Source organism: Pseudoduganella rivuli, from assembly GCF_009674485.1.
Classification (GTDB): Bacteria; Pseudomonadota; Gammaproteobacteria; order Burkholderiales; family Burkholderiaceae_D; genus Rugamonas; species Rugamonas rivuli_B.
This window is the reverse complement of sequence record NZ_WKJJ01000021.1, coordinates 1-23251: the sequence shown is the minus strand read 5'-3', so window position 1 is coordinate 23251 and position 23251 is coordinate 1. Positions and strand designations below refer to the sequence as shown.

Annotated in this window: 25 protein-coding genes; 15 read left to right on the top strand and 10 right to left on the bottom strand. The window is 64.1% G+C overall.

The annotated features are described in order from the left end of the window. The first annotated feature begins 14 nt into the window (after positions 1 to 14). The 3 genes from GJ700_RS27650 to GJ700_RS27640 all read left to right on the top strand — a co-directional run bounded on the left by GJ700_RS27650 (position 15) and on the right by GJ700_RS27640 (position 3839). Complete coding sequence (locus GJ700_RS27650) at positions 15 to 1307, top strand: methyl-accepting chemotaxis protein (protein WP_154380110.1); 1293 nt, start codon at positions 15 to 17, stop codon at positions 1305 to 1307. Beyond that, positions 1304 to 2713, top strand: coding sequence for a methyl-accepting chemotaxis protein (locus tag GJ700_RS27645; protein WP_154380108.1), 1410 nt, complete (start codon positions 1304 to 1306; stop codon positions 2711 to 2713). Before GJ700_RS27650 ends, GJ700_RS27645 begins: the two co-directional genes overlap by 4 nt. A gap of 70 nt (positions 2714 to 2783) precedes the next feature. Then, entirely contained in the window at positions 2784 to 3839 is a 1056-nt protein-coding gene (locus GJ700_RS27640) for an ATP-binding protein (RefSeq protein ID WP_195764030.1), read from the top strand. 63 nt (positions 3840 to 3902) lie between these two features. Here the strand turns inward: GJ700_RS27640 and gluQRS are convergent, their stop codons facing one another. Then, entirely contained in the window at positions 3903 to 4817 is a 915-nt protein-coding gene (gluQRS, locus tag GJ700_RS27635) for a tRNA glutamyl-Q(34) synthetase GluQRS (RefSeq protein ID WP_154380104.1), read from the bottom strand. 151 nt (positions 4818 to 4968) lie between these two features. Between gluQRS and GJ700_RS27630 the strand changes: the two genes are divergently transcribed. Next, positions 4969 to 6621, top strand: coding sequence for a M28 family peptidase (locus GJ700_RS27630; protein ID WP_154380102.1), 1653 nt, complete (start codon positions 4969 to 4971; stop codon positions 6619 to 6621). 42 nt (positions 6622 to 6663) lie between these two features. Beyond that, positions 6664 to 7089, top strand: a complete 426-nt coding sequence (locus GJ700_RS27625; protein WP_154380100.1) for a hypothetical protein — start codon at positions 6664 to 6666, stop codon at positions 7087 to 7089. A gap of 103 nt (positions 7090 to 7192) precedes the next feature. On the opposite strand, the gene GJ700_RS27620 is transcribed toward GJ700_RS27625, so the two are convergent. Genes GJ700_RS27620 through GJ700_RS27595 form a run of 6 tightly spaced genes read right to left on the bottom strand, consistent with a single transcriptional unit; the run spans position 7193 to position 12952 of the window. Next, on the bottom strand, positions 7193 to 7960 hold the full coding sequence (locus GJ700_RS27620; RefSeq protein ID WP_154380098.1) for a cyclic di-GMP-binding domain-containing protein, MshE-related: 768 nt from the start codon (positions 7958 to 7960) through the stop codon (positions 7193 to 7195). 15 nt (positions 7961 to 7975) lie between these two features. After that, positions 7976 to 8926 carry an AraC family transcriptional regulator gene (locus GJ700_RS27615; protein WP_154380096.1) on the bottom strand — a complete coding sequence of 317 codons (951 nt, stop codon included), beginning with the start codon at positions 8924 to 8926 and terminating at the stop codon, positions 7976 to 7978. A gap of 14 nt (positions 8927 to 8940) precedes the next feature. Beyond that, the gene (locus GJ700_RS27610; RefSeq protein WP_229507287.1) at positions 8941 to 9534 is read right to left on the bottom strand and encodes a DUF2059 domain-containing protein; all 594 of its coding nucleotides are present in this window, start codon (positions 9532 to 9534) and stop codon (positions 8941 to 8943) included. Between the two features lie 12 nt (positions 9535 to 9546). Continuing rightward, positions 9547 to 11166: an OmpP1/FadL family transporter gene (locus GJ700_RS27605; protein WP_154380094.1), complete on the bottom strand. Its 1620-nt coding sequence runs from the start codon at positions 11164 to 11166 to the stop codon at positions 9547 to 9549. A gap of 1 nt (position 11167) precedes the next feature. After that, positions 11168 to 12172: a DUF2059 domain-containing protein gene (locus GJ700_RS27600; RefSeq protein WP_154380092.1), complete on the bottom strand. Its 1005-nt coding sequence runs from the start codon at positions 12170 to 12172 to the stop codon at positions 11168 to 11170. 9 nt (positions 12173 to 12181) lie between these two features. Further along, the gene (locus GJ700_RS27595) at positions 12182 to 12952 is read right to left on the bottom strand and encodes a C39 family peptidase (RefSeq protein ID WP_154380090.1); all 771 of its coding nucleotides are present in this window, start codon (positions 12950 to 12952) and stop codon (positions 12182 to 12184) included. A 514-nt stretch (positions 12953 to 13466) separates the two neighbouring features. Here GJ700_RS27595 and GJ700_RS27590 point away from each other — a divergent pair. The 8 genes from GJ700_RS27590 (at position 13467) to GJ700_RS27555 (ending at position 20713) form a co-directional block, all read left to right on the top strand. Continuing rightward, the gene (locus GJ700_RS27590; RefSeq protein WP_154380088.1) at positions 13467 to 13979 is read left to right on the top strand and encodes a DUF6160 family protein; all 513 of its coding nucleotides are present in this window, start codon (positions 13467 to 13469) and stop codon (positions 13977 to 13979) included. A 255-nt stretch (positions 13980 to 14234) separates the two neighbouring features. Then, entirely contained in the window at positions 14235 to 14747 is a 513-nt protein-coding gene (locus GJ700_RS27585; RefSeq protein WP_154380086.1) for a DUF6160 family protein, read from the top strand. Between the two features lie 94 nt (positions 14748 to 14841). Beyond that, a complete protein-coding gene (locus GJ700_RS27580) occupies positions 14842 to 15651 on the top strand; it encodes a hypothetical protein (protein WP_154380084.1) in 810 nt (269 codons plus the stop codon). Next, complete coding sequence (locus GJ700_RS27575; RefSeq protein ID WP_229507286.1) at positions 15651 to 16631, top strand: DUF6160 family protein; 981 nt, start codon at positions 15651 to 15653, stop codon at positions 16629 to 16631. Before GJ700_RS27580 ends, GJ700_RS27575 begins: the two co-directional genes overlap by 1 nt. A gap of 1 nt (position 16632) precedes the next feature. Then, on the top strand, positions 16633 to 17094 hold the full coding sequence (locus GJ700_RS27570; protein ID WP_154380082.1) for a DUF6160 family protein: 462 nt from the start codon (positions 16633 to 16635) through the stop codon (positions 17092 to 17094). A gap of 84 nt (positions 17095 to 17178) precedes the next feature. Beyond that, entirely contained in the window at positions 17179 to 18015 is an 837-nt protein-coding gene (locus GJ700_RS27565; RefSeq protein WP_154380080.1) for a substrate-binding periplasmic protein, read from the top strand. Positions 18016 to 18026: 11 nt separating this feature from the next. After that, positions 18027 to 19553: a dipeptidase gene (locus GJ700_RS27560; RefSeq protein WP_154380078.1), complete on the top strand. Its 1527-nt coding sequence runs from the start codon at positions 18027 to 18029 to the stop codon at positions 19551 to 19553. A 272-nt stretch (positions 19554 to 19825) separates the two neighbouring features. Further along, on the top strand, positions 19826 to 20713 hold the full coding sequence (locus tag GJ700_RS27555; protein ID WP_229507285.1) for a TraB/GumN family protein: 888 nt from the start codon (positions 19826 to 19828) through the stop codon (positions 20711 to 20713). Positions 20714 to 20716: 3 nt separating this feature from the next. Here GJ700_RS27555 and GJ700_RS27550 read toward each other — a convergent pair whose 3' ends face one another. Further along, positions 20717 to 21130 carry a hypothetical protein gene (locus tag GJ700_RS27550; protein ID WP_154380075.1) on the bottom strand — a complete coding sequence of 138 codons (414 nt, stop codon included), beginning with the start codon at positions 21128 to 21130 and terminating at the stop codon, positions 20717 to 20719. Between the two features lie 153 nt (positions 21131 to 21283). Between GJ700_RS27550 and GJ700_RS27545 the strand changes: the two genes are divergently transcribed. Continuing rightward, entirely contained in the window at positions 21284 to 21541 is a 258-nt protein-coding gene (locus GJ700_RS27545) for a hypothetical protein (RefSeq protein WP_154380073.1), read from the top strand. On the opposite strand, the gene GJ700_RS27540 is transcribed toward GJ700_RS27545, so the two are convergent. Beyond that, positions 21482 to 21874 carry a VanZ family protein gene (locus GJ700_RS27540; protein ID WP_195764029.1) on the bottom strand — a complete coding sequence of 131 codons (393 nt, stop codon included), beginning with the start codon at positions 21872 to 21874 and terminating at the stop codon, positions 21482 to 21484. The genes GJ700_RS27545 and GJ700_RS27540 overlap by 60 nt on opposite strands. Positions 21875 to 22153: 279 nt before the next feature. On the opposite strand from GJ700_RS27540, the gene GJ700_RS27535 reads away from it, so the two are divergent. Then, positions 22154 to 23122: an IS1595 family transposase gene (locus tag GJ700_RS27535; RefSeq protein ID WP_154380071.1), complete on the top strand. Its 969-nt coding sequence runs from the start codon at positions 22154 to 22156 to the stop codon at positions 23120 to 23122. Positions 23123 to 23139: 17 nt separating this feature from the next. Here GJ700_RS27535 and GJ700_RS27530 read toward each other — a convergent pair. Further along, positions 23140 to 23251, bottom strand: a 112-nt coding sequence (locus GJ700_RS27530; protein WP_154379529.1) for a transposase, incomplete at its 5' end; no start/stop codon positions are given.

Below are 23251 nucleotides of genomic sequence, written 5' to 3'. Positions count from 1 at the left end.
TTTGAGGAGTCACCATGCGTCTGCTCGATTTGAAAATCCGGGGCCGGTTGGCGATCGGCTATGGCGGTATCGTCTTCTTCCTCATTGTGCTGTCCGCAGGCGGCATGGGTTCGATGCTGGCGGCGCGCGGCAAGACCTTTGATGCGCTGGACTTGCACGAGGCAAAGCTGGCGCAATTGCGCGCCGAGCGTGACAGCCTGCTGCAAACGGGTTCCGCCACGCCGGCGCAACTGGCGGCGTTGTCGTCGCTGATTCGCGCGGAAGCGGCCGCGCGCAGCGATGTGCTGGAAAAAAGCGAATCCGATACGCGCAGCCGCCAGAAAGTCCTGTATGGCGTGCTGGCGTTGCTGGCGCTGGGGATTGCCGCCTTCAGCCGCATGGTGACGCGCAGTATCACCACGCCACTGGCCAGGTTGCAGCGGGTGGCGCACGGCATTGCCGGCGGCCAGTTGGGACGGCAAGTTGCCGCCGGCGGCAAGGATGAAATCGGCGACGTGATGCGCGCCATGCGGGCCATGGATGGCGCGCTGACGGGCATGGTGTCCAGCGTGACGGGATCTGCCGGCTCGATCGCATCGTCCGCCCGTGAGCTGGCGGCGGCCAATGCGGATTTGTCGGGCCGGACGGAAAGCCAGGCCGGTTCGCTGGCACAGACGGCGGCCACCCTGGCGGAATTGACGGAAGCCGTGGGGCGCAATGCGCGGCACGCGCAATCGGCCCATGCCATGGTGCGCAAGGCGGCGGGCGCCGTGCAACAGGGCAGCGCGGACGTGCTGCGCGCGGTGGAGGCGATGCAGGCGATCCGGGACGGTTCGCGCGCAGTGGCCGATGTGACCAGCGTCATCGATACGATCGCATTCCAGACCAATTTACTGGCGTTGAACGCCGCCGTGGAAGCGGCCCGCGCGGGCGAGGAGGGGCGCGGTTTTGCCGTGGTGGCGGGTGAAGTCCGGTCGCTGGCGCAGCGCGCGGCAGCCGCCGCGCGGGAAATCCGCGAACTGGTCGACGCGTCCGAACAGGAGACTGACGCCGGCGTGCAACTGGTGAGCCAGGCCGGCGACGCCATGCGCGATGTGGCCGCTGAAGTGGCGCGCATCAGCGCATTGATGCAGGATATCGCGGAAGAAAACCAGGAACAGAGCCGGCGCATCGCCACCGTCAATGGCGCGGTGGAACAGATGGACGACACCACGCAGCGCAACGCGGCGCTGGTGGAGCAGGCTGCGGCGGCAGCTGCCAGCATGCATGAACAGTCCGATGCGCTGCTGGCGGCGGCGCGCCGGTTTACCGTGGCGGAGGCGGTATGAACGTGCGTAATATCCTTGTGGGTTACCGGCTGGGCGCCAGCTTTGCCATGCTGATCCTGGTGTTGCTGGCGGTGCTGATGATGGTGACGGGTTATGGCAACGTGGTGCGGCGGGATTTCCGCGTGGCGGCCGATGATGCCTTTACGCGCGCGGACCTGGCCGACATCATGGTGGCGGCGGAGCTGGAGCGGATGCACCGGCCGGACGGCGCGCGGCAAGCCGCGCAGCGTTACGGCGACGCGCTCGATAAATTAATGGCAATGCCGCCGCAGTCCCAGGTCAAGGCGCAGGCGCTGCTGGCGCAGCTCGCCGCCGCGCAGGAATCGTCCGGCCGCGTGGCGTTGCTGCGCAATTACGTTGCGTCGCAGGTGCAGGCGGAAAAGGATGCCCGCGCCGTGTGGGTCAGCGTCTGGGGCAAGGTGGTATCGGGCGTGGTGGCTTATGCGGTGATCATGACAGGCGTTGCGCTGCTGTTGCTGGAACTGGCGCGGCGCGGCATCGTGGGCCCGCTGGGGCAGGCGGCGCAGGTGACGCAGCGCATCGCCGAGGGCCAGCTGGGATTACCAGTACCAGTGCATGGCCGGGACGAACTGGGTCAATTGCAGCAAGCCATCGGGACGATGAGTGCGGCCCTGGCCGATACCGTGACGCAGGTGCGCACGTCGGCTGAAACTATGCGCGTGGCCACCAGTGAAATTGCGGCAGGCAATGCGGACCTGGCGCTGCGCACGTCCGGCCAGGCGGCCGCGCTGGACGACACGGCGTCGGCCATGCGGCAACTGGCGGATGCCGCGCAACGCAACGCCGCCCATGCGCAGGAAGCGGACCGGCTGGTGCAGGCAATGTCCGCCCTGGCGCGGCGCAGCGGCGACGTGGTGGGGCAGGTGGTACAGCGGATGGATGCGATCAGGGCCAGCGCGGCGCGGGTGGCCGACATCACCGGCGTGATCGACGGCATTGCATTCCAGACCGGCATCCTGGCGCTCAATGCCGCCGTGGAAGCGGCCCGCGCGGGTGAGCGGGGACGGGGCTTTGCCGTGGTCGCGCAGGAAGTACGTGCGCTGGCGCAGCGCTCATCGCAAGCGGCGCTGGACATCAAGCGCCTGATCGGTACGGCGGCGGCCGACGTGGCGACGGGGGCGCAACTGGTGGCGTCGGCCGGCGCCACGATGGTTGCCGTGGTGGATGCGGTGGACGGGGCGGCCGGCCTGATGACGGAAATGGCGCGCGAAGGGGCGCGCCAGCAGCAAGGTATTGCGGGTGTGCATGAAGCGATCACCCAAATGGATGGGATGACGCAGCAAAACGCCGCCATGGTGGAGCAGGCGGCAGCCGCCGCGCAAGCCACGCTGGAACAGGCCGAAGCGCTGGAGCAGGCGGTGGCGGGGTTCCGCGTCGTTGCATAGTGTGACCGTTGGTAGTGCATGGGTGCATAATGTCTGTATGCCTCCCTCGCACAAACCCGCTGCAACCAGCATGGTGTGGTTGCCTCAAGCCGATGGCGCGCCGCCGCGCGCCACGCGTGTCCATGGGCGGGAAACCGTGGTGGCAGCGTTGGCGGGTGAACTGGCGCTGCGCCGTATCGTGACCGTGACGGGAACGGGCGGCATCGGCAAGACCACGGTGGCGCTGGCTGTGGCGGAACACATGCACAAGCAATGGCGGCAAGGCGTGGTCTACGTCGACCTGGCGCCGCTGGCCGACGGCGGCAAGCTGGCCGCCACGCTGGCGGCGGCGCTGGTCATGGAGCGGCCGGCCCAAAGAACCATGGATGACATTGTGGAAGCATTGCGTAGCCACCACATGTTGCTGGTGCTCGACAGCTGCGAGCGGGTGCTCGATGACGTGGCCGATATGGCCGATGTGCTGCTGGAGCGTGCGCAGGGCATGCGCCTGCTGGCCACCAGCCGCGAACCGCTGGGATTGCCGGGGGAATCAGTGGTGCAAGTGCCGCCGCTGGCCGTGCCGCCGGATGCTGTTTCCTGCGCCGAGCAAGCCATGGGCTGGCCCGCTGTTCGGCTGTTTGCCGACCGCATGGGGCGCGTACCGACAGACGATGAAGCGGCCGATATCGCCGGCATTTGCCGCCGTCTCGACGGCATTCCGCTGGCGCTGGAACTGGCGGCGGCCAATGCCGGCGTGCTGGGCGTGCGGGCGCTGGCGCGCCGCCTTGGCGATGGCTTGCACTGGCAGGGCGGCCAGAGCGGCCGGCACCGCACCATGGAAGCGGCGCTGGACTGGAGTTATGCGCTGCTGGGCGAACAGGAGCGGCAATTGCTGCAACGGCTGTCGCTGCTGCGGCGCGGGTTTTCCCTGGATGAAGCGCTGCACCTGGGCGCGGACAACCTGGCAGCCTGGCCGGATACGCTCGATGCGTTCGAAGGGTTGCTACGCAAGTCGATGCTGGCCACGATCAGCGACACGGATGCGCGCCGCTATCGCTTGCTGGAGACCACGCGGGGATATGCCGCGGCGCGGCTGGCCGAGAGTAATGATTACCGGCGGGTGGTGGCGCGGTACGAGGCGATGTAGGCCGCCGGCTTCCATGCATTCCCGAGACGCTGGCATGGCGGCTTCCGCTGCGCGGAAACCGCCCTACGGGTTCAGCAGCGCGGCCCAGGCGGGGATGGCGGCCTGCCAGAATCCTTCGATACTCCCTGCCCGCACGTCCAGCCCCAGGAAACGCGCGGCGGGGATCAGCGCCGAGGCCACCAGCGCCTCCGCATCGCCTCCCGTATCGAACGCCTGCGCGCCCGTCTGCTTCGACAGCTTTTCCCCATCCGGATTCGCCACCACCGGCACGTGCAGGTATTCGGGATGGGGCAACCCCAGCACGTCTTGCAGGAATAACTGGCGCGGCGTGGAATCGAGCAGGTCGGCGCCGCGCACCACGTCGGTGATGCCCTGCTGCGCATCGTCGACGACGACGGCCAGCTGGTATGCCCAGAAACCGTCGGCGCGGCGGATCACGAAGTCGCCCACGTCGGCAGCCAGGTGCTGGCAGTTGACGCCAACCCATCGGTCGTCGAAGCAGTACACGTCATCGGGGGCGTCGGGCACGCGCAAGCGCATGGCGCGCGCCGTCTTGCCGGGCGCGAGGCCCGCGCGGCAGGTGCCCGGGTATACCAGGCCGGCGCCGCTTTGCCCCAGCCGCAATTGCGAGTCCGCGATTTCCTTGCGCGAGCACGAGCACGGGTATGCGGCGCCGTTGGCCAGCAACTGTTCCAGCGCCGCCTCGTATAAATGCGTGCGCCGCGTCTGCCACGTCACGTCGCCATCCCACAGCATGCCGCAGCGCTGCAGCGACGCCAGGATGTGCTGGTCGACACCCGCCACATTGCGGTCGCGGTCCAGGTCTTCCACCCGCACCAGCCACGTGCCGTGGTGCGCCCGGGCATCCAGGTAGCTGGCCATGGCTGCCACCAGGGAACCGAGGTGCAGCGGACCGGTGGGGGAGGGGGCGAAGCGGCCGATGTAAGGGGCGCTGCGGGATGGGCGGACGGACTTCATTGCGGAAGTATCCCCGAGGCGGGCGGCCATCGTCAACATGGCTCATGTTGCAGCGCGCAACGGCCGCCCGGCATTCTTCGCATACAATTCCCGCCGGCGGCGCCGGGCGATCCCCTGCCGCACCGATTCCATCAGACCTCCACGAGACACCATGCAGAAAAAGTTCACCACCCTTGCCGCGACCATCCTGGCCACCAGCCTGGCGTTCGCATTCCCGGCACAGGCGGCCGGCGCCGCCGCCACGGCCAAACTGTTCACCGTGCAGGAGGCGCCGCTGCGCGCACACCTGGCGTTCCTGTCCAGCGATTTGCTGGAAGGCCGTGGTACGGGCCAGCGTGGCGGCGACCTGACTGTCGCCTACCTGGAAAACCAGGCGCTGGCGGCGGGCCTGAAGCCGGTAGCCGGCAACAGCTTCCGCCAGGCCGTGCACATCGCGGGCGTGAAATCGCTGCCGCAGGACAGCACGCTGCGCCTGGAAGCGAATGGCGCGCCATTGCCGGCGGCATTCGGCAAGGACTGGGTGTGGGCTCCCGGCGATGCGCAGGCGGCGCACAGCATCGACGCGCCGCTGGTGTTCGTCGGCTACGGCGTCACGGCGTCGGAAGAGGGCTGGGACGACTATAAGGGCATGGACGTCAGGGGCAAGGTGCTGGTCATGCTGGTCAACGATCCGCAGCCGACTGCCGAACAGCCGAACCGCTTCGGCGGCAAATCGCTGACGTATTACGGCCGCTGGACCTATAAATTCGAGGAAGCGGCGCGCCGGGGCGCCGTGGGCGTGCTGCTGATCCATACCACGCCGTCGGCATCGTATGGCTGGAGCGTGATCCAGAACAGCTGGGATGGCGTGGAACGCTTCCAGCTGGCACAGGGAGAACTTGGAACGGCCTTGCAAGGCTGGGTGACGGAAGACATGGCGCGCACGCTGTTCAAGGCGGGCGGCCAGGACCTCGACGCGCTGCGCGCGCAGGCCGAGCGCAAGGATTTCCAGCCGGTGGCGCTGCAGGCCAAAGTGGGCGGCGACATGAAGGCAGCCGTGCGCAAGGTGGACCAGTTCAATGTGGCCGGTATCGTGCCGGGCACGGACCCGAAACTGAAACAGGAAGTGGTGATTTACAGCGCGCACTGGGACCACCTGGGCATGCAGGCGACGGGAGCCAATGCGGGCGCCGACACGATTTTCAACGGCGCCGTCGATAACGCGTCCGGCAGCGCCGCGCTGCTGGCCATGGCGCAGGAAGCCGTGCGCCGTCCAGCGAAGCGCAGCCAGATGTTCCTGTGGGTGGCGGCGGAAGAGCAGGGATTGTTGGGCAGCGCGGCCTATGCCAGTGCGCCACTGTGGCCGCTGGATAAAACCGCCGCCAACCTGAATCTGGACAGCCTGAATTTTGCCGGCGTCACGCGCGACATCGGCACGGCGGGCAGCGAACGCACGGAACTGGGCGGCATGGCGCAGGCGACGGCGAAAGCCATGAACATGCGCATTGCAGACGCCAAGCCGGACCTGGCGGGCGGCTACTTCCGCAGCGACCATTTCAGCTTCGCGAAAGTCGGCGTGCCGGCGTTTTCCATCGAGCGGGGGCGCGATTACCTGGGCGACCAGGCGGCCGCCAAGGCGAAAAACGATGCGTATTCGAAGCGCTACCACCAGGTCAGCGACGAATATGACCCCAGCTGGGACCTGGGCGGCATGACGCAGCAGGCTGCCTTTACGCTGAACCTGGGCCAGGCGGTGGCGAATGCACCGAAGATGCCGCAGTGGAAAGCGGGCGATGCATTCGGCAAGGTACGCGCCGCGAAATAAACTGCGGTATGCTGTGCGGTTTGTTTGCCTTGTCGAGATTTCATGCAATATAACCGCTACCTGCTGGCGGCAGCCGCCGCCAGCGGCACTGTCGCTTTTCTGCACCTGCTGTGCCTCGTGTTTGGCGCGTCCTGGTACCGCTTCCTGGGCGCCGGCGAACGCTTCGCGCAACTGGCGGCGGCGGGCAATTTCGTTCCGGTCGCGATCACCGTGGGCATTGCCGCGCTGTTGTCGTTATGGTCGGCCTATGCGCTGGCCGGCGCCGGGGTGATCCGCAAGCTGCCGTATACGCGGCTGGTCCTGTGCCTGATTGCCGCGTTTTACTGCTTCCGGGGCTTGGCGTTTCCTTCGCTGATATTCTTCTTTCCGGAAAACAGTTCGCTGTTCTGGATGGTCAGTTCGTCCCTGTCCTTCGGGATCGGCATGTTGCACGTGCTGGGGTTGAAGCAGATGTGGTGGAAGCTGTAGTAGCGGGCGGATGGTGCGCCGGCGGCAACTGTGATGGTTGCTGCTACTGGCTTGCTGGCGCGGCGGCTCGGCGTGCCGCCGAACCGCCCTACGGTGCCACGGCTTATTTGCGGAACGCCAGCGAAATCACGGTGCCCGTCAAATCGATGCCCTTGATGGAAATGCTGCCAAAGCTCGGTCCTTCGGAGCCGCGCACGCGGATATTGGCGAAGCTGATTTCGCCGATCGACGTTGGCAGCGCCAGCGTCAGCGTGCCGTCCTTGGCCAGTGTGGCCGTGGTCTTGGTCGGGTCGTAGACGACGTTTTTCATCGTCACGTCCGAGTCCAGGAAGCCCAGCACCGGGTTCAGCACCTTGGCCATGTCGCCGATCACGTCGACGCCCTTGTCCTTCATCTGCTTTTGCACGTGCTGTACCAGTTCATCGTGCAAGCCCTGCGCCGACGTGGCGCCCATTTCTTCTTCCGACATCGGCTGCATGCCGGCGAATGGCGTGGCCGCCGGCGGCGTGGCAATGGCGGCGGCGCCCACGGCGGGTGCGCCGTCGCCGGACGCCTGGCCGCTGTCGCTGCGCAGCACGACGGGCGCCGTGACGGCAACGGCCGGCACGGCGGCGGCCGCATAGGTTTCCAGCGGCGCCACCAGCGCCGTCACGATGGCTGCGGCAAGACGCAAGTGCCGCTGCTTGCGCAGGGCATCCTGAACGTGCTGCTGCGTCACCAGGTTCCATTCGGCGAAAATGTCACCGAGGCGCTGGCCCGTGGTGCGCTGCAGCTCGATGGCTCGCGCCAGCTGTTCTTCCGAAATCAGCTTTTGCTTCACCAGCAGCTGACCGAGCAGCGCCTTGTTCTGGTCTTGCTTGAACCAACTCATACTGAATCCCCCTGTTTAAGCGGATTTGCGCGACGGCGCATGGTTGACGATATCGGACGGCGTCATGCCGAACCAGCGTTTGCACGCCCGATAGAACGCGCTGGGCTCGGAAAAGCCCAGCTGGAAACTCAGCATCTTCAGCGACAACTCGCCCGTGGACAGCGACTGGCGCGCCAGCTCGCGGCGGGTTTCATCGACCAGCGTGGTAAAGCTGGTGCCTTCCTCCGCCAGCCGGCGCTGCAACGTGCGCTCGCTCATCATCAGGTGCGCGGCCACGTCTTCGCGGTGCGGTGGGCCTTTCGGCAGCATGGCGGCCAGCATGCCCTGCACGCGCGCCGCCACCGATGGCGGCTGCGCATGGGCCAGTCCGGCCAGCACGCCGGTCCCATTGTTGCGGTAGTCCGGCAGCGCCGCCACCAGGTCGGTATCGGCGAATTCCATCACGTTGTGCGGACGGCCAAAGTGTACCGGGCAACCAAAGGTTGCTTCATAAAAGTCCGAGTTCGCCGGTTTGGGGAACGCATATTCGACCAGCACGGGTGACGCATCGTCGCGGCCCGCGGCGCAGCGCAGGCTGCGCAATAGCACGCACCAGACGAAATCGTAGCGTTGCTGCGGCACGTCGCGTTGCGCGCCGGGCAGCACCAGGCCCACGCGGGTGTGGCCGTGGCACCGTTCGATGGAGCTTTGCACGGTGGGCGAGACCAGCATGATGTGGCCCATGACGCCCAGCCAGCCGAGGCGGTGCGGCGTCGAAATCTTCAGGCCGATCAGCGGGTCGCCGGAATGGTCGACCAGCAATTCCCACAAATGCGACAGCTTGTCCGACAAAGTCAGTGCGTCGCAAGCCAGGCCGTCGCCTTCATCGAGGCCGGCCATCTTGAACAGGGCGTCCGCCGCGACGCCGGAGTGGGTAAGGCGCGACTTCACGCCGCGCACCAGGTGCAAGGCAGATGAGTAGGTCATGCCATCACCCCCGCTCATGGCGTGACGGCTGCGCGCAGGCGCATACCGATGCGCTGTTTCAAGTCTTGCAGCTTGGGATTGATGACGGGGCCGGAATCCGTGGCCACCGCTTCACCCAGGCTTTTCTGCAGTTCCGGCAGCAGCGCTTCAAATTTTTGCTTTACCGGCGATTCCAGTATCGCGATCATTTGTTTCAGTTCGTCTTCGGAGAAGCGTTCCGCCAGCAGCGGCGCGACTTTGGCCGGGATCAGCTTCAGCGCGCTGTTGCGCACGGTGGGCGTGGTCTCTTCCATGAATTTGCGGGCTTCATTGACGATGTCCGTCATGGCCGCGTCGCGCTTGGCATCGGTCGCCCGGCCTTGCAGCACGACCTTGGCTTGCGCGACCGCGTCGCTGACCGGCGCTTGCAGCATCGACAGGCCGACGCTTTCCATGTGCCACAATGTCAGGATCTTATCGATCAGCACTTGTTTGGCGGGCGGAATGGCGCCCGCCACGGCGGCCGGCGCCGCGGCTGCGCCAGCCGTGGCCGGCGTGGTTGCGGCGGTGGCCGCGCAGGCGGTCCCGCACAGGGCCATCACGATGAGGGTGTTACGTAATGCGTGCATGGTGTGGTCTCCTTAGAACTTTTTGCTGAAGTTGAATCCGACGTAGCGGACCTTGATGTCACCCGCCACGTCCATACCGGCGTAGGGGTTGTAAATAATGTTGTTGAAGTTGTAGCAGTTCATATTGCAGCTGCCGTTGGCCGGGGTATTGAATTTCCCTGCCAGATAAGACGCCGTCAGGCTGACTTCCGTGCCGCTGGCGAAGCGGTAGCTGGCGCCAAGGCCCCACAGTTTGGTGTCGGGTAGCGGTGCAATCAGGTCGATCTTGTCGTTCGGGATGGAACTCTTGCGCGGTTCCAGGCCGAAGCGCAAGGTCAGTTTGTCGGTCGGGAACAGCTGGATGCCATAACCGAAATTCAACAGGCTCTTGTAGCCGCGCGGGATTTTCAGCTTGGTCGAATCCGGGATGCCGTACAGGCGCGCCACTTCCAGCAGCTTGATGCTCTGGTCGAATTCAAACGTCAGCGCATCCCATTCGCCCCAGGTGGCGTAGCTGGCGTCGACGTTGAATTGCACGTAGCGGATCGGCTTGAACTTGATGCCGACCTGCACGTGGGTGGGGAAGGGAATCGTGGCCGTCATGTTGCCATGCTGGAGTTCCGGAATCGACGACGGGAAGCCCAGCACCGCGCCGGCGATCGGTCCCAGCAGGCCGCTGTTCAAGCCTTTGACGAAATTGCGCAACATCGGGTCGACCTGAAACGCATAGGTGCCCGAGTAGCGCGTCTTGGCGCCGCCCTGGTACACCGCGCCGATGGCGAACCATGGTTTCGGTTCCCACAGCACGCCCAGGTTCAGCGTGGGGTCGAACGGCGCCGTCAGTTGCAGCTGCATGTTGGCGGCCTTCTTGAACGGACTGACCATCCCTTCCTTGCCGCCGCCGCACAGGCCGAAGCCGAACGTATCGAGGATGTTGCCGCCGCTTTCGGGACACCAGCCTTGCTGCAACTTGCCGAACACGCCCAGCAATTCATTGGGCATGCGCATGTCGGTATTGACGACGAACGCCGCGTGCGCAATCGGCACCGAGACGCCGAAGCGCAGCGTGTCGGAATACTGGTAGCCGACCGACGGCGACGCGTAGACCAGGCGCTGGATCTGGATTTGCCGGCCATCGAAGCGGCCCGGATCGTTGGGATCCTTGGTGCGGTCGACACTCATCGCTTGCGCCATGTACGTGCCGGTGGCGAACGTGAACGGCGATCCTTCCTTGTGCCAGACGAAGCCCAGGTTGGGGATGATCACGCCAGGCAGGCGCCAGCCCGGCTTGCCGTAGCCGGGCACATACATGCCCTGGCGCACCGGCCCGGTGGACGTATTATTCAGAGGGTCTTCGGTCCAGCCGCCGATGTCGAAATCCGGACCCTGCTTGAAACTGGCGTGGGTGCGGATCGACGCGCCAAACGCGGAATGGTATTCGCGGTCTTCCTTGATGCGGGCCAGCCCGGCCGGATTGAAGTGGATGGCATCCACGCCGGGCGGATCGGCCGTCACGGCATTGCCCAGCGCCATGGCGATGGAACTGGTGGTCAGGTTTTCCATCAGCGCGGCCTGCGCCGGCACAGGGCAGGCGCAGACCCAAGCCAATGCCACGGCCAGCGGCAGCGAGCGGATGACGGGATGGCGCGCCATATCAGAAGGCCAGCGGGATGTTCATGCCGAGGCTCATGTTCGGCGAATCCGCCGTCACGCCCAGCCCGACCGAAATATTGACCGTGGTTTTCGGCGATACGCGGTAGCCAAGGCCGAAGTTCAGCATGCCGGACGTCTGCACCGACGTTTTCGCGTTCAGGCCGTCGGCAAAGCGCAGCTTGGAGCCGGCCGAGATGGATTCCTGGAACGACATCGTGGTGGTAATGCCATACGACAGCGCGTACGCAAAGCCCATGCCGAAGCCCACGTTCATGCCGGGCGCAACACGGGTCAGGATGCGCGTGCCGGTCACCTGATATAAATGCTTGGCCGGCAGGGCGCCGCCGACGCTGATGGAGCCGAACAGCGCGACCGGGTCGACGATGCGGTTGATATTCAAGCCACCGGTGAACGACGTCACGCCGCTGCCCGTGGCCTGGCCGCTGCCGGAGACGATCTTGAACGGGCTGCGGCCGGTCGGCAGGCGCACGTTGCCGGTTACCGTGTAGTTGGCGCTGTCGCGGCGCGACTCGGTCGGCTGCCAGCGCGCGCCCAGGCCGATGTCGCCGACGGAATTGGAAATGCCGCTGTGGCCCTTGACGGTGGCGTAGCGGGAAATCGCGGGCAGCGTCACGTTGCCGGTCAGGTTGTTCAGGATGCCGTAGTCGGCCGAGATGGTGTTGGTGACCGTATGCGAGCTGACGTTTTCAATTTCGAACAGGGTCAGGCCGGCGGCGCCGATGTCGGTGACGATTTTTTCCTGCCCAATATAGGCATAGTTCAAGTCGTAGGTGACTTGTACCTGGCCGCGCTTGATCATGCTGTATTGCTTGTCGACTGCCGTCAGCGTCTGTTTCAGCAGTGAGCTCTGGTCACCTTCGCCTTCTTTCTTGGCCAGCGCATCGCGCGCATCGGCCGCCGTCGGTTGGCTCGATTGCGCCAGTACCGGTACGGCAGGCAACAGGAGGGCAGCGGCGCACCATGCGCGCAGGGTGGGGTACTTCATGGTCGTTCCTTATTGACGGTGCATCCAGGTGCCGGCAACGCCCGAATTCACGGCGCGCTCCAGCAGCAGGGTGCTGTTATTGATGCCGCCAAGGCGGCCACGGTTGGTGATGCGGTCCATGTCGACCACGCCCAGTTCCCTGTCGGTCAGGGCCAGCTGCGCAATCGCGGGCCGGTCTTTTGGCGCGGTCAGGATGAACAGCGTGTTTTTGTCCCACCAGCGGGCAAATTCCTCGACGGAGAACACAATGTTGCCGGCCGACGGGTCGGCAATGAACACCACGCCGTCGCGGATGCCGCGCAAGATGACGAAATGCTTGAAGCCGGCGTAATCGATCGGCACGATGGCCGGTTCGGTCAAGGTCATCAAGTCCTTGATCTCGGCGCGGAAGCCGGCGCTGGTGACGCCCAGCGACGCCACGTAGCGCTTCATGTCCAGCAGCGAAAAGCCGCGGCGCTCGATGATCTTGTCCTTTTCACCCTTGTCCAGCATGCCTTCCATGGCGGCCTGTTCGTCGACCATGATGCCCAGGTGGTAATTCAGGATGGTGACCAGCGCGGCCGAGCCGCAGCTGTAGTCGTACGCCTGGTGCACGATGTTGCGGTACTTGAGTTTCGAGTACGGTTCCATCGTCACCGGTTGGGTATAGGCGCCGTTATTGGCCAGCATCGTCTGCGGCATTTCGAACTGGTCTTGCGGCCGGTCCAGCGGTTCCTTGCGTTCGACCACACCGGCGCCGCCGATGGAGGCGGCAAGTATGCCCAACAGTAGCATCAGCATGGCAGATCCTCGAAGGAAAATGCCGGGGCGTGCGACGACGTCAGTGTCGGCAGTGTGCGGCAGTGCGTGGCGGGGTAGGAAGGGGCTGCGCGATGCACGCTCCCCTGGAGCGTCAGGCGCCCCAAATTCACTTGCTTCATGTTCCCATGTCTCCAGTACGAACGGTCGTGCTATTTGTGCACGTACCGTTGTTTGTCTTTTTTGTAATTGGATTAAGCCATGCTTTGCGCCAGGTCAGCATCAAAAAAATTAGATCCGGACCTCTAACGTGCAACCGTCAAATGCATGCTATCGCAGGCCACAACCCCGCAACATCACTGCCACTCTGGGTGTCTCGCCCGGTCAAGCGGTTGGCTTTGCCGGTCATCGCACAGCGGTGGACTGTTGCAGATTGGCGCCCCTATCATGAATTTAAGTTGCTACCGAAGCAATGATTTTCCGCCAACGCACTTGCAGTAAAAGCAAGGCCTGGCAACGGGAACGCCACTACTACAACCACATGGAGATACACCGCATGAAACTGATCAAAACCGCCGCCGCTTTCGCTCTGTCGACCCTGGCTTTCGCAGCTTCCGCAATGACCCCGATCCAGGACGCGGACCTGTCCGCCGTGAGCGGCCAGGACGGTGTGTCGATCGCCGCCAACCTGAACGTGAACATCGGTTCGTTCACCTACACCGACACGGACAAGGCTGATCCGACGACCGGCTTCGGTGGTGGTTCGGTGGCCTTCAACGGCATCAAAGTGACCGGCCTGATCGCCGCAACCCTGGACATCGTCAACGCCAAGCAGTTCGGCGCTGAAATGACCGCCCTGGGCGTGAACGTCCCAAGCGCCGTGGCTGCCAAATTCCACGACGGCACCAGCGACGTGGTGAAAATCGCGATCCCGCAAGTGCAGACCACCAGCCTGCTGAACATGTCGGTTGACTCGATCAAGATGGGCAACAGCGCCGCATCGTTCGGCTCGTTCGCGATGAAAGACATCGACCTGCGCGGCACCGCCGTCTACATCTGGGCGCATTGATCTGCCATTCGGCACGGCTCCTCAGGCACGTTGCTTGGCCTTCAAAGTCAGCATGCAACGATGGACCGGCCCCGATGCAGAAACGTATGATAGTTTTAATTAATATTAAATAAATATTAAGACGAAGCGCCAGGCTGGCACGGCCTTACCGGGCATATTATTCAGCTGTGGCGCCGAAGTTTGCAGTGCCTTGCAAGACCCCGCAGTGCTTGAATTTTGATAATTAATTTCACAACCAAACTGGAGATACCAAGCATGAAACTGATCAAAACCGCCGCCGCTTTCGCTCTGTCGACCCTGGCTTTCGCAGCTTCCGCAATGACCCCGATCCAGGACGCAGATCTGTCCGCCGTGAGCGGCCAGGACGGTGTGTCGATCGCCGCCAACCTGAACGTGAACATCGGTTCGTTCACCTACACCGACACGGACGCAGCTGACCCAACCACCGGCTTCGGTGGTGGTTCGGTGGCCTTCAACGGCATCAAAGTGACCGGCCTGATCGCCGCTACCCTGGACATCGTCAACGCCAAGCAGTTCGGCGCTGAAATGACCGCCCTGGGCGTGAACGTCCCAAGCGCCGTGGCTGCCAAATTCCACGACGGCACCAGCGACGTGGTGAAAATCGCGATCCCGCAAGTGCAGACCACCAGCCTGCTGAACATGTCGGTTGACTCGATCAAAATGGGCAACAGCACCGCATCGTACGGCTCGTTCGCGATGAAAGACATCGACCTGCGCGGCACCTCGGTCTACATCTGGGCTCACTAATCAAGGTTGGCCGGCGCCCGGCGACGGGCGCCTGTTTTAAATCTTCGCGGGCGCGCCGCTTCGCAGTGCGCCCGCCCCATCCGCAGGATATCCCATGCTCACGATCAAACAGGCGCCCCGCGCCTTGGCCTTGTTCGCCTGTACTTTCTGCATCGCCGGTCTGATGAATCCCGCCCGGGCGCAAATGCGGCCCATGAGCGAAGAAGACATGTCGGAGGTGCACGGCAAGGGCCTGATCGAATTGAGCAACACCAGCTATGGCGGTTATGATTTCAGCCGCGCCGCGCTCGATGCGGACATCACGCTGAGCGCAAACTTGCGCTATACCCGGCTGGGCGAATACACGGTGACCGGCCGCAATGGCCTGGGCGCCGACATTGACATGCCGCTGCTGCAATTTGGCCGCAGCGATGGCACCGACGCGCAGCGCCTGGTGCATATTTCCAATCCCTACATCGAATTCGTGTACAAGAGCGCTTCCGGCGGCTCGCCGCGCGAAGTGATCGGCATGCGCCTGGGCTTCGACGCCATCAGCGGCGACATCGGCCTCAAGCTCAATACCTTGTCCGGCTCCATGCGCGTGACCAGCACGTCGGTGGATGGCGCCACCATTGCGATGGATACGCGCACCGACCTGGCGGGCGGCGGCAAGCGCTGGGATGGCGCCTGCACTGCGCCGTGCCTGCCGATGTCGCAAGTGGGCGGCGTGACGGCCGGCGATGCGTCCGGCCCCAGCCGCGACTTCTGGATTTCCCTGTTGAAAACCGGCGTGCAATTCGCGCCCGGCGCCAATGGCCAGGCGCCCGACATGGCGCAAGCCGGCGTCTGGATGAACTGGCGCGACAAGCTGACGGCGCTGACCACCAACGGCGTGACGCCGCCGAATTTGCCGAAGGTGCGCTGATGAACGCCGGCTATAGCAAACACAGTGCAACACCAAACGGCGTGCCTGCCCGGCGCGTGAGCCTGGTGCAGCACCGCGCCGCGTTGCGCGCGGTGGCGGCGCGCGCCGCCGTGCGTGCACGCTGGCGCGGCGCCACGCCGTTGCTGCTGGCGCTGGCCGCCGCGTTGATCGCCGGCCCCGCGCTGGCCATGCAACCGCTGGCCGACAACGACCTGGCGGCGGTGCGCGGGCGCGATGGCGTCAGCTTCGATTTGAATGGCTTCGCCATGAGCGGCGATGCGCGCGTGACCTATACCGCGCCCAGCGGCGCCAGTATTTACAAGGGCAACCTGTCGGCGTCGCGCAGCGATTCCAGCGACGCCTTTTCCGACCCGTACCGGATCGATATCGTGCCTGGCGCGGCCGGCATGGCCGACGTGATGCAGCTGGCGTTTCCCGCCAACGGCACGGGCGAACAGCGCTGGCAATTCGCCTATGACTGGGGCGTGCAAGCCAATGGCATCGCCAGCGACAATGGCGCCGTGGTGATCAACGACATGGTGTTCCGTGGCGGCGGCCTGCAATTCTCCACGCCGCAAAGCGGCGACGGCATCGCGTGGGGCGCCGCGCTGCGCGTCGATATTGGCCAACTGGCGTACCGGCCGCTGAACCGCGGTGACGCGATGGGCCAGATGGCCTTCAGCAATATCCAGCTGGGCGCGGTTGACGCCAACGGCAACTTCACGGGCGAAGCGTGGCAACTGGCGCACGTGGCGTCGCAGCCAGGCATCCTCAATGCGCTCAACGACGACAGCGGCCCGCGCCTGCACATCGGCATCGACTGGCCCGACAGCCGCAATGGCACGGGCGCGGCGCCGGCGGGCGGGCTGGCGATCGGCAATATCTCGTTCAGCAATCCGTCGGGCAGCAGCGTGGACCTGGGTTCGTCGCGCATCGGCTCGATCCAGATCCAGTACCTCGACATCAAATTCCGGCGCTGACATGAAACAGACCTTGCTGCCAATACTGTTGTTGATGTCGTGCGCGGCCCGCGCCGGCGACATGAAACCGCTGGACGACGAGGCGCTGGGCCAGGTATCGGCGCGCGATGGCGTCAGCATCGCGGCCCACATCGTCATCAACGATCCCACGCTGGTCGGCGCGGTGGCCGACAGCCGCATGTCGATGGGCTTTGGCGGCGATGGCGCTTACCGTTACGTCGTGCTGAAAAACGTGCGCGGCGTGGTGGACATGGCCGGCGTGCATATCGACGCGGCGAAAAAGCCGGACGGCACGGATTACGTGGCGGTGACGTTGCCGGGCTACCTGAAATTCACCAACCTGGGCTTTGAATCGCTCAGCGTGCAAAGCGATCCGCTGGCGCCTGTCACCAGCAGCATGGGCAGCGTCAACATCAATGGCACTTTGAACATGCAGGGGCAGTTCCGTATCTGGGCGCATTGATTCGCGCACTTTCCATCATCGATATGGCAGGCATGCCGGCGGCCCGACGGGAATTCAGGGAATCCCGTAAAATCGGTGCCTGTCATGAAACCATGCTTCGCTTCCGTATTCCCGCTGACGATATCGCTGCTGATGGCCGCTGTGGCGCCGCACGCACGCGCGGCGGAGCGTGATGCCGACACGCCGGCGCCCGCGCTTGCGCCGACGACCGTACCAATCGCCGCACCACCAACCGCACAAGTACCCGCACCCGCACCGCCGCCGCAGCGGCTGGTGGTGCTGGTCGATACCGGTTCCCATATGCCGCTGGCCGAGATCACCGGCGGTGCGCTGACCGGCGGCTTGCACCGCGACGTGGGCGCGGCCATTGCGGAGCGGCTGGGCCGCACGCCGCAGTTCAAGGTGTGGCCGCGCAAGCGTATCGGCGCCGCGCTGGAGCAGGGCGAGGGCGATGTGCTGTGCATGTACATGCCGGAATGGCTGCCGGGGCAACTGCACTGGAGCGTGCCATTTGTCCCGATGACGGAAGTGGTGATCAGCCGGCGCGATGCGCCCCGTCCCTTGGCGCTGGCGGACCTGGCAAACCAGCAGATCGGCACCGTGCTGGGCTACGTGTATCCGGAACTGGAACATGCGCTGGGGACGCGGTTCGTGCGCGCCGATACGGCCTCGGGCTTGAACAGCTTGCGCAAGCTGGAGTTGGGCCGGGTGCGCCACGCGGAAACCACGACATTGTTCGTCGATTATTTCATGAAACAGGGCGGCAAACTCGACATCCACCCGCCGCTGGTTGTGAAGACTTACCGCACGCTGTGCGCCGTGTCGCCGCGCGGCAGTGTGGCAGTGGATGACGTGAATCGCGCCGTCGGGCTATTGCTGCACGATGGCGGACTGGCCAGGATACTGGCGTCTTATAAATAAACAGGGGACACATGCTGAAAAAACGTACGCTCGCCGCCGTGCTGCTCGCGGCCTTATCCGCCACATTACCCGCTCTGTCGCCCGCCATGGAGGCCGCGCCGCTGAGCGCACCCGCCACGGCGGCGGCGCGTCATGCGCTCGATACGTATCCGGACCAGGTGAAGGCCAGCCTGGCCAGGATGGTGAGTTTCAATACCGTGGCCGACCCTGCCGTGCCGGCCGAGAAAAATCCCCAGCACCAGGGGTTCAAGCAATTCCTCAAGGAAGAAGCGGAGCGCCTGGGTTTCGATTACCGCGACCATGGCATGGTGGTGGTGATCGGTTATGGTGCGTCGGAAGACCGGGTCGGCATCATCACGCACGGCGACGTGCAGCCGGTCAATCCGGCCAAGTGGGCAAAATCGCCGTTCGAACTGGATGCCACGTCGGAGCCGGGCCGCCTGGTGGCGCGGGGCGCGGAAGATGACAAGGGACCGATCGCCACGGCGCTGTATGCAATGAAAGCCATCAAGGACCAGAAAGTGCCGCTGCGCCGCCGGCTGGAACTGTACGTGTACATGGCGGAAGAATCGGACTGGGCGCCGCTGGAAGCGTTCCTGAAAGACCACAATCCGCCGCAACTGAATATCACGCTCGATGCGGAATACCCGGTGGTGACGGCGGAAAAGGGCTGGGGCCTGGTGGCGGTGACGATCCCCGCCATGCCGGCAAAAAATGCCGGCAAAGAGCCGGAAGTGCGTGAATTCTCGGGCGGCTATTTCGCCAGCCAGATCCCGGAAGACGCCAGCGCCGTGATCGGCAACGCCACGCGCGCGCTGGAAGCGCAAATCAAGAAGCGCGGCGCGGCGCAAAAGGGCATGCGCTACCAGACCACGTGGCAGGGCAAGGATTTGAAGGTGACGGCGCTGGGCTTGTCGGCCCACTCGTCCAAGCCGGAAGAAGGCGTCAATGCCATCGCCATGCTGGCCGATGCGCTGAAGGTCCGGCCATGGCGCACCACGTCGGCCGGCGCGATGGTCGATTTCATCAATGACATGGTCGGCACCGGCATCGTTGGTGAACGGTTTGGCAAGGTCGCGTACCGCGACGCCTTCATGGGGCCGATGACGGTGGCGCCCACCGTGCTGGCGCAAAAGGTGGGCAGCATGGAATTGACCATCAATTTGCGCCGTCCGCGCGGCAAGGGCAAGGCTGAGCTGACGGCGCAATTCCAGCAAGCGTTCGACCAGTGGAAGCGGCTGCATGCGCCGCAAGCCCGCATCCGCATGGAGATCGGCGAACCCTGGGTACAGACCGACGCGCCGCAAGTGCCGTTGCTGCTGGACGTGTTTTCCCATTACACGGGGATTGCCCGTGCGCGGCCGGTCTCGATTGGCGGCGGCACCAATTCGCGCCTGTTTCCGAAAGCCGTGGCGTTCGGACCGGCCATGCCGGGTGTGGCGTACACGGGCCATTCCGAGCATGAATTCATTACACAACAGCAGTTGCTGCTGAATTTGCAGATGTATACGGCTGCGCTGGTCGAACTGGCAAGGTAATGCCGGCCTGATATCGAAACGGGGCGTCCCAGGCGGACGCCCCGTTGTTTTTCGTTTCCCCGTGTTTTAATTTGTTCCCACTCGGCAAAATAAGTCTTACTATCAACTCTGATGGATCAAGACGGCCCCCGCGCCCGCCCGCCTTTCCTTTTCCCTCATTGTTGAGAACTCCATGTTTGCCGGTTGACGGCAGGGAGAACTGTATGCGTCGCACTTTATTGGCAATCTGCTCACTGCTGGTGGCGGTTTGCCGTCCGGGAACTGCTATGGACATGAGCATTAATACGCACGTTGAACGTGCGGCCGCCGCCACCGACGCGGCGACTGAAATTGACCCGCCACGGCGGGGCGCGTTGTACCGGGTGCGACAGGATGGCAAGACCAGTTACCTGTTCGGCACGGTACACGTGGGCAAGCAAGCGTTTTATCCATTGGAACCGCAAGTGACGAAAGCGCTGGCGGAATCCACGTCGCTGGTGCTGGAACTCGATATCCGCGCCGATGCGGCGTTCCAGAAAGCGCTGGGCCGCTATGCACGCTATGCGCCGGGCGATTCGGTGCGCAATCACGTGTCCGCTGAAACGCTGGCCAAGCTGGAATTTGCGCTGGGCAAGGCAGGGATGTCGCTGGCCAGCATGGAAAACTACAAGCCGTGGCTGCTGGCCAATGTGCTGGTGGGCTCGGAAATCGAACGGCAAGGCTACCGGCGCAGCAATGGCGTCGAGCAATACCTGCTGCATACGGCCGAACAGCAAAGCAAACCGCTGCGGGAGCTGGAGTCGGCGGATTACCAGTTGAGCCTGTTCGACACGCTGGATGACGCGCAGCAGGAAGCGTATTTGCAGGAAAACCTGGCGGAACTGGCCAGCGGTGTGTCGCTGACAAAAACCGCGAACTTGCTCGACGCGTGGAGCCGTGCGGATGCGCGCGGCATCCAGGCGTCATGGAAAACGCTGACCAGCGGTGAAACCGTGTCGGCCGCGTTCATGGAGCGCACGCTGCTGGGCAAGCGCAACCCGGAAATGGCGACCTCCATCGAAGCCATCATGCAAAAAGACCAGGTCGCGTTTGTCGGCGTGGGCTTGCTGCACCTGGTTGGCGACAACAGTTTGCCGCAATTGCTGCGCGCGCGCGGCTACCAGGTGGAGCAACTGTATTAAGCGTTATTCGCGCTGTACGCTGCCATCGCGGTAGCGTACGCGGTCTCCCGCCTTATAAGTGGGGATGCTGTCCACCACGACCACTTGCGTGGTGCCGTCGTCGGCCCGCATCGTGATGCGGTACACCTTGTCGTTTGGCGACCCTTCATTCGTCAGGACGCCGCCCGCAGCGGCGGCGCCTGCCATCCCGACGCCCATTGCCGCCGCATCCTGACGCAGGATGGGATCGACTGCCACCACGACGCCGCTCCAGTTGTGCGCGGTGGTCGTGGCTGACTTGGCCGGGGCCGAATCCATTGCGGTCGCGGATGACGGCATCGACGTTGGGTCATCCTGTTTGGCGGTTTTGTGGTCGCTGGAAGCGCAGGCGGCCAGGCTGGCCACCATGGCGGCCATGGCAAGTACAGATGTTTTCATGTCCATCTCCCTGTAATGAGCGAAGGCTCGTTTAGGTTGGATCAGGCCATGATGCCATTCGTTCCATCAGCAGCGAGCACGATTGAGGCAGGTCAAACAGTCGGCGTGAATGAAAAGCAATAATTGCATGTCAGAAATCAATAGGGAATGACTATGCCGATTTGCTCCACTGAAACTGTCATCAACGAATTGATCTTTGCGGTCTATGGCGCGCAGCCGGATGCCCGCCAGCGTCACGTATTGCGCCAGGCACTGCACGGCCTGGTGCGGCAGGCGCGTGCCGAACAATTGCAGGAAATGCGGCGGGACGTGTGGCGCGCGTCCGGCATGGCGTGGCTGGCGCCGGACGGTTCAGGCGACTTTGTGGCGCTTCCACATACCCCACATGACGGCGGCAGCCACGATGGCTGACGTCACGTCGACCAGCCAGTCCCCTACCGCGCCATGGCGGTAGGGCAGGAAACTTTGAATCACTTCATCCACCGCGCCCATCGCCGCCACCGTCAGCACGGCTTTCACGGCGCGCGCCTTCAGGCTCCCGCTGCCACCGGTAAATAACAGGAACGTAATGCCCGCGTACGCGCAGGAATGCAGGATCAGGCCGGACGCGACCTGGCCGATATCCTGCCGCGCGCCGGGGATCGAGCCAAGAATCAGGATCAGGCTGTACAGGGTCAGGGCAGTACGGTAGCGCAGGTTCGCATGCGCAGGCGTGAGGACGATTTGATGGAGCAGATTCAGCATGGCCGCAACGATAGCACAGGCAGCAAAAAAAACGCCCGCTGGTGAAAGCGGGCGGAAGGTCTTGAGCATGAATTCGGTCGGTGCGCCGTTCAGCGCACCTTACTGCTTCCACACATATCGGTTGTGTGTGAAGCAGATGTAGCAAGTCTACGGATTCTATGTGACGGCGCCATGACATTAATCAAGAGTCCAAATAAAAAAGCGCTGTCTGCAAATTTCGTGGAACTCTGCTTTTCGTTCCCGGTCCAAGCAATATCATCCCGGGACTGGAGGCAGATCATGGAAACGCAGGCATTCGCATCGCTGTTGGCGCAACTGGCGTTACTGACTTCACGGCAATGCGCCCAGTTGCAGGTGCGGCTGGGGCAGGCCGACGCCAGGCAGCATGTGGGCAGGCTACTGGATCAGGCGGCGCAGGAAAAACTGTGCTGTCCACGCTGCGCCGGCACCCGCTGGTACCGGCACGGCCGCGAAAGCGGCCTGCAGCGCTACCGCTGCCGCACGTGTGGTAAAACCTTCAATACGCTGACCGGCACGCCGCTGGCCCGGCTCCACTATAAGGAACGCTGGCTGGCCTACCTCGACGGCATGCTGGCGTCGCACTCGCTGCGCCATGCCGCCAGCCGCCTCGGCGTGCACCGCAATACCACGTTTCGCTGGCGCCACCGCTTCCTGGCGCTGCCCCGCACCGACCGCGCACCGCTGCTGCATGGCATTGCCGAGGCCGACGAAATGTTCTTGCTGGAATCGCAGAAAGGATCGCGCCACCTGGACCGGCCGCCGCGCCGCCGGGGCGGGCACGCACGCCGGCGCGGCATTTCACATGAGCAGGTGTGCATCCTGGTGGCGCGCGACCGCAATGGCCGCACGCTCGACTTCGTCACCGGGCGCGGCGCGCTCACCCGCACCGCCCTGCATCAGTGCCTGCGGCCGGCGCTCGATCCCGACATCCTGCTGGTGACCGATGCCAACGCGGCCTACCGCGCCTTTGCCCGGGAAGCCGGCATCAGCCATGAAGCGGTCAACCTGCGCGCCGGTGTGCGCACGCGTGGCGCGCTGCACGTGCAAAACGTGAATGCCTACCACAGCCGTTTCCGCGCCTGGCTGCACCGTTTCCACGGCGTCGCCACGCGTTACCTGCCGAACTATCTGGGCTGGCGCTGCATCCTTGATGCACATCGTATCGATACCGCGGAATGTCTGCTTAAAGCGGCAGTTGGACACTTTCCACGCTTTGCGGTGACATAGCCTAAAAAAAAGGTTCTTCACGGATTGCCGGGAAACGCTGCTTTGATCTTCAGGAAGAAGAATTCCGAGTCGCGATAGCCATAGGCCATCCGTTTCATTACCTTTATCTTGTTGTTGATGCCCTCGAGC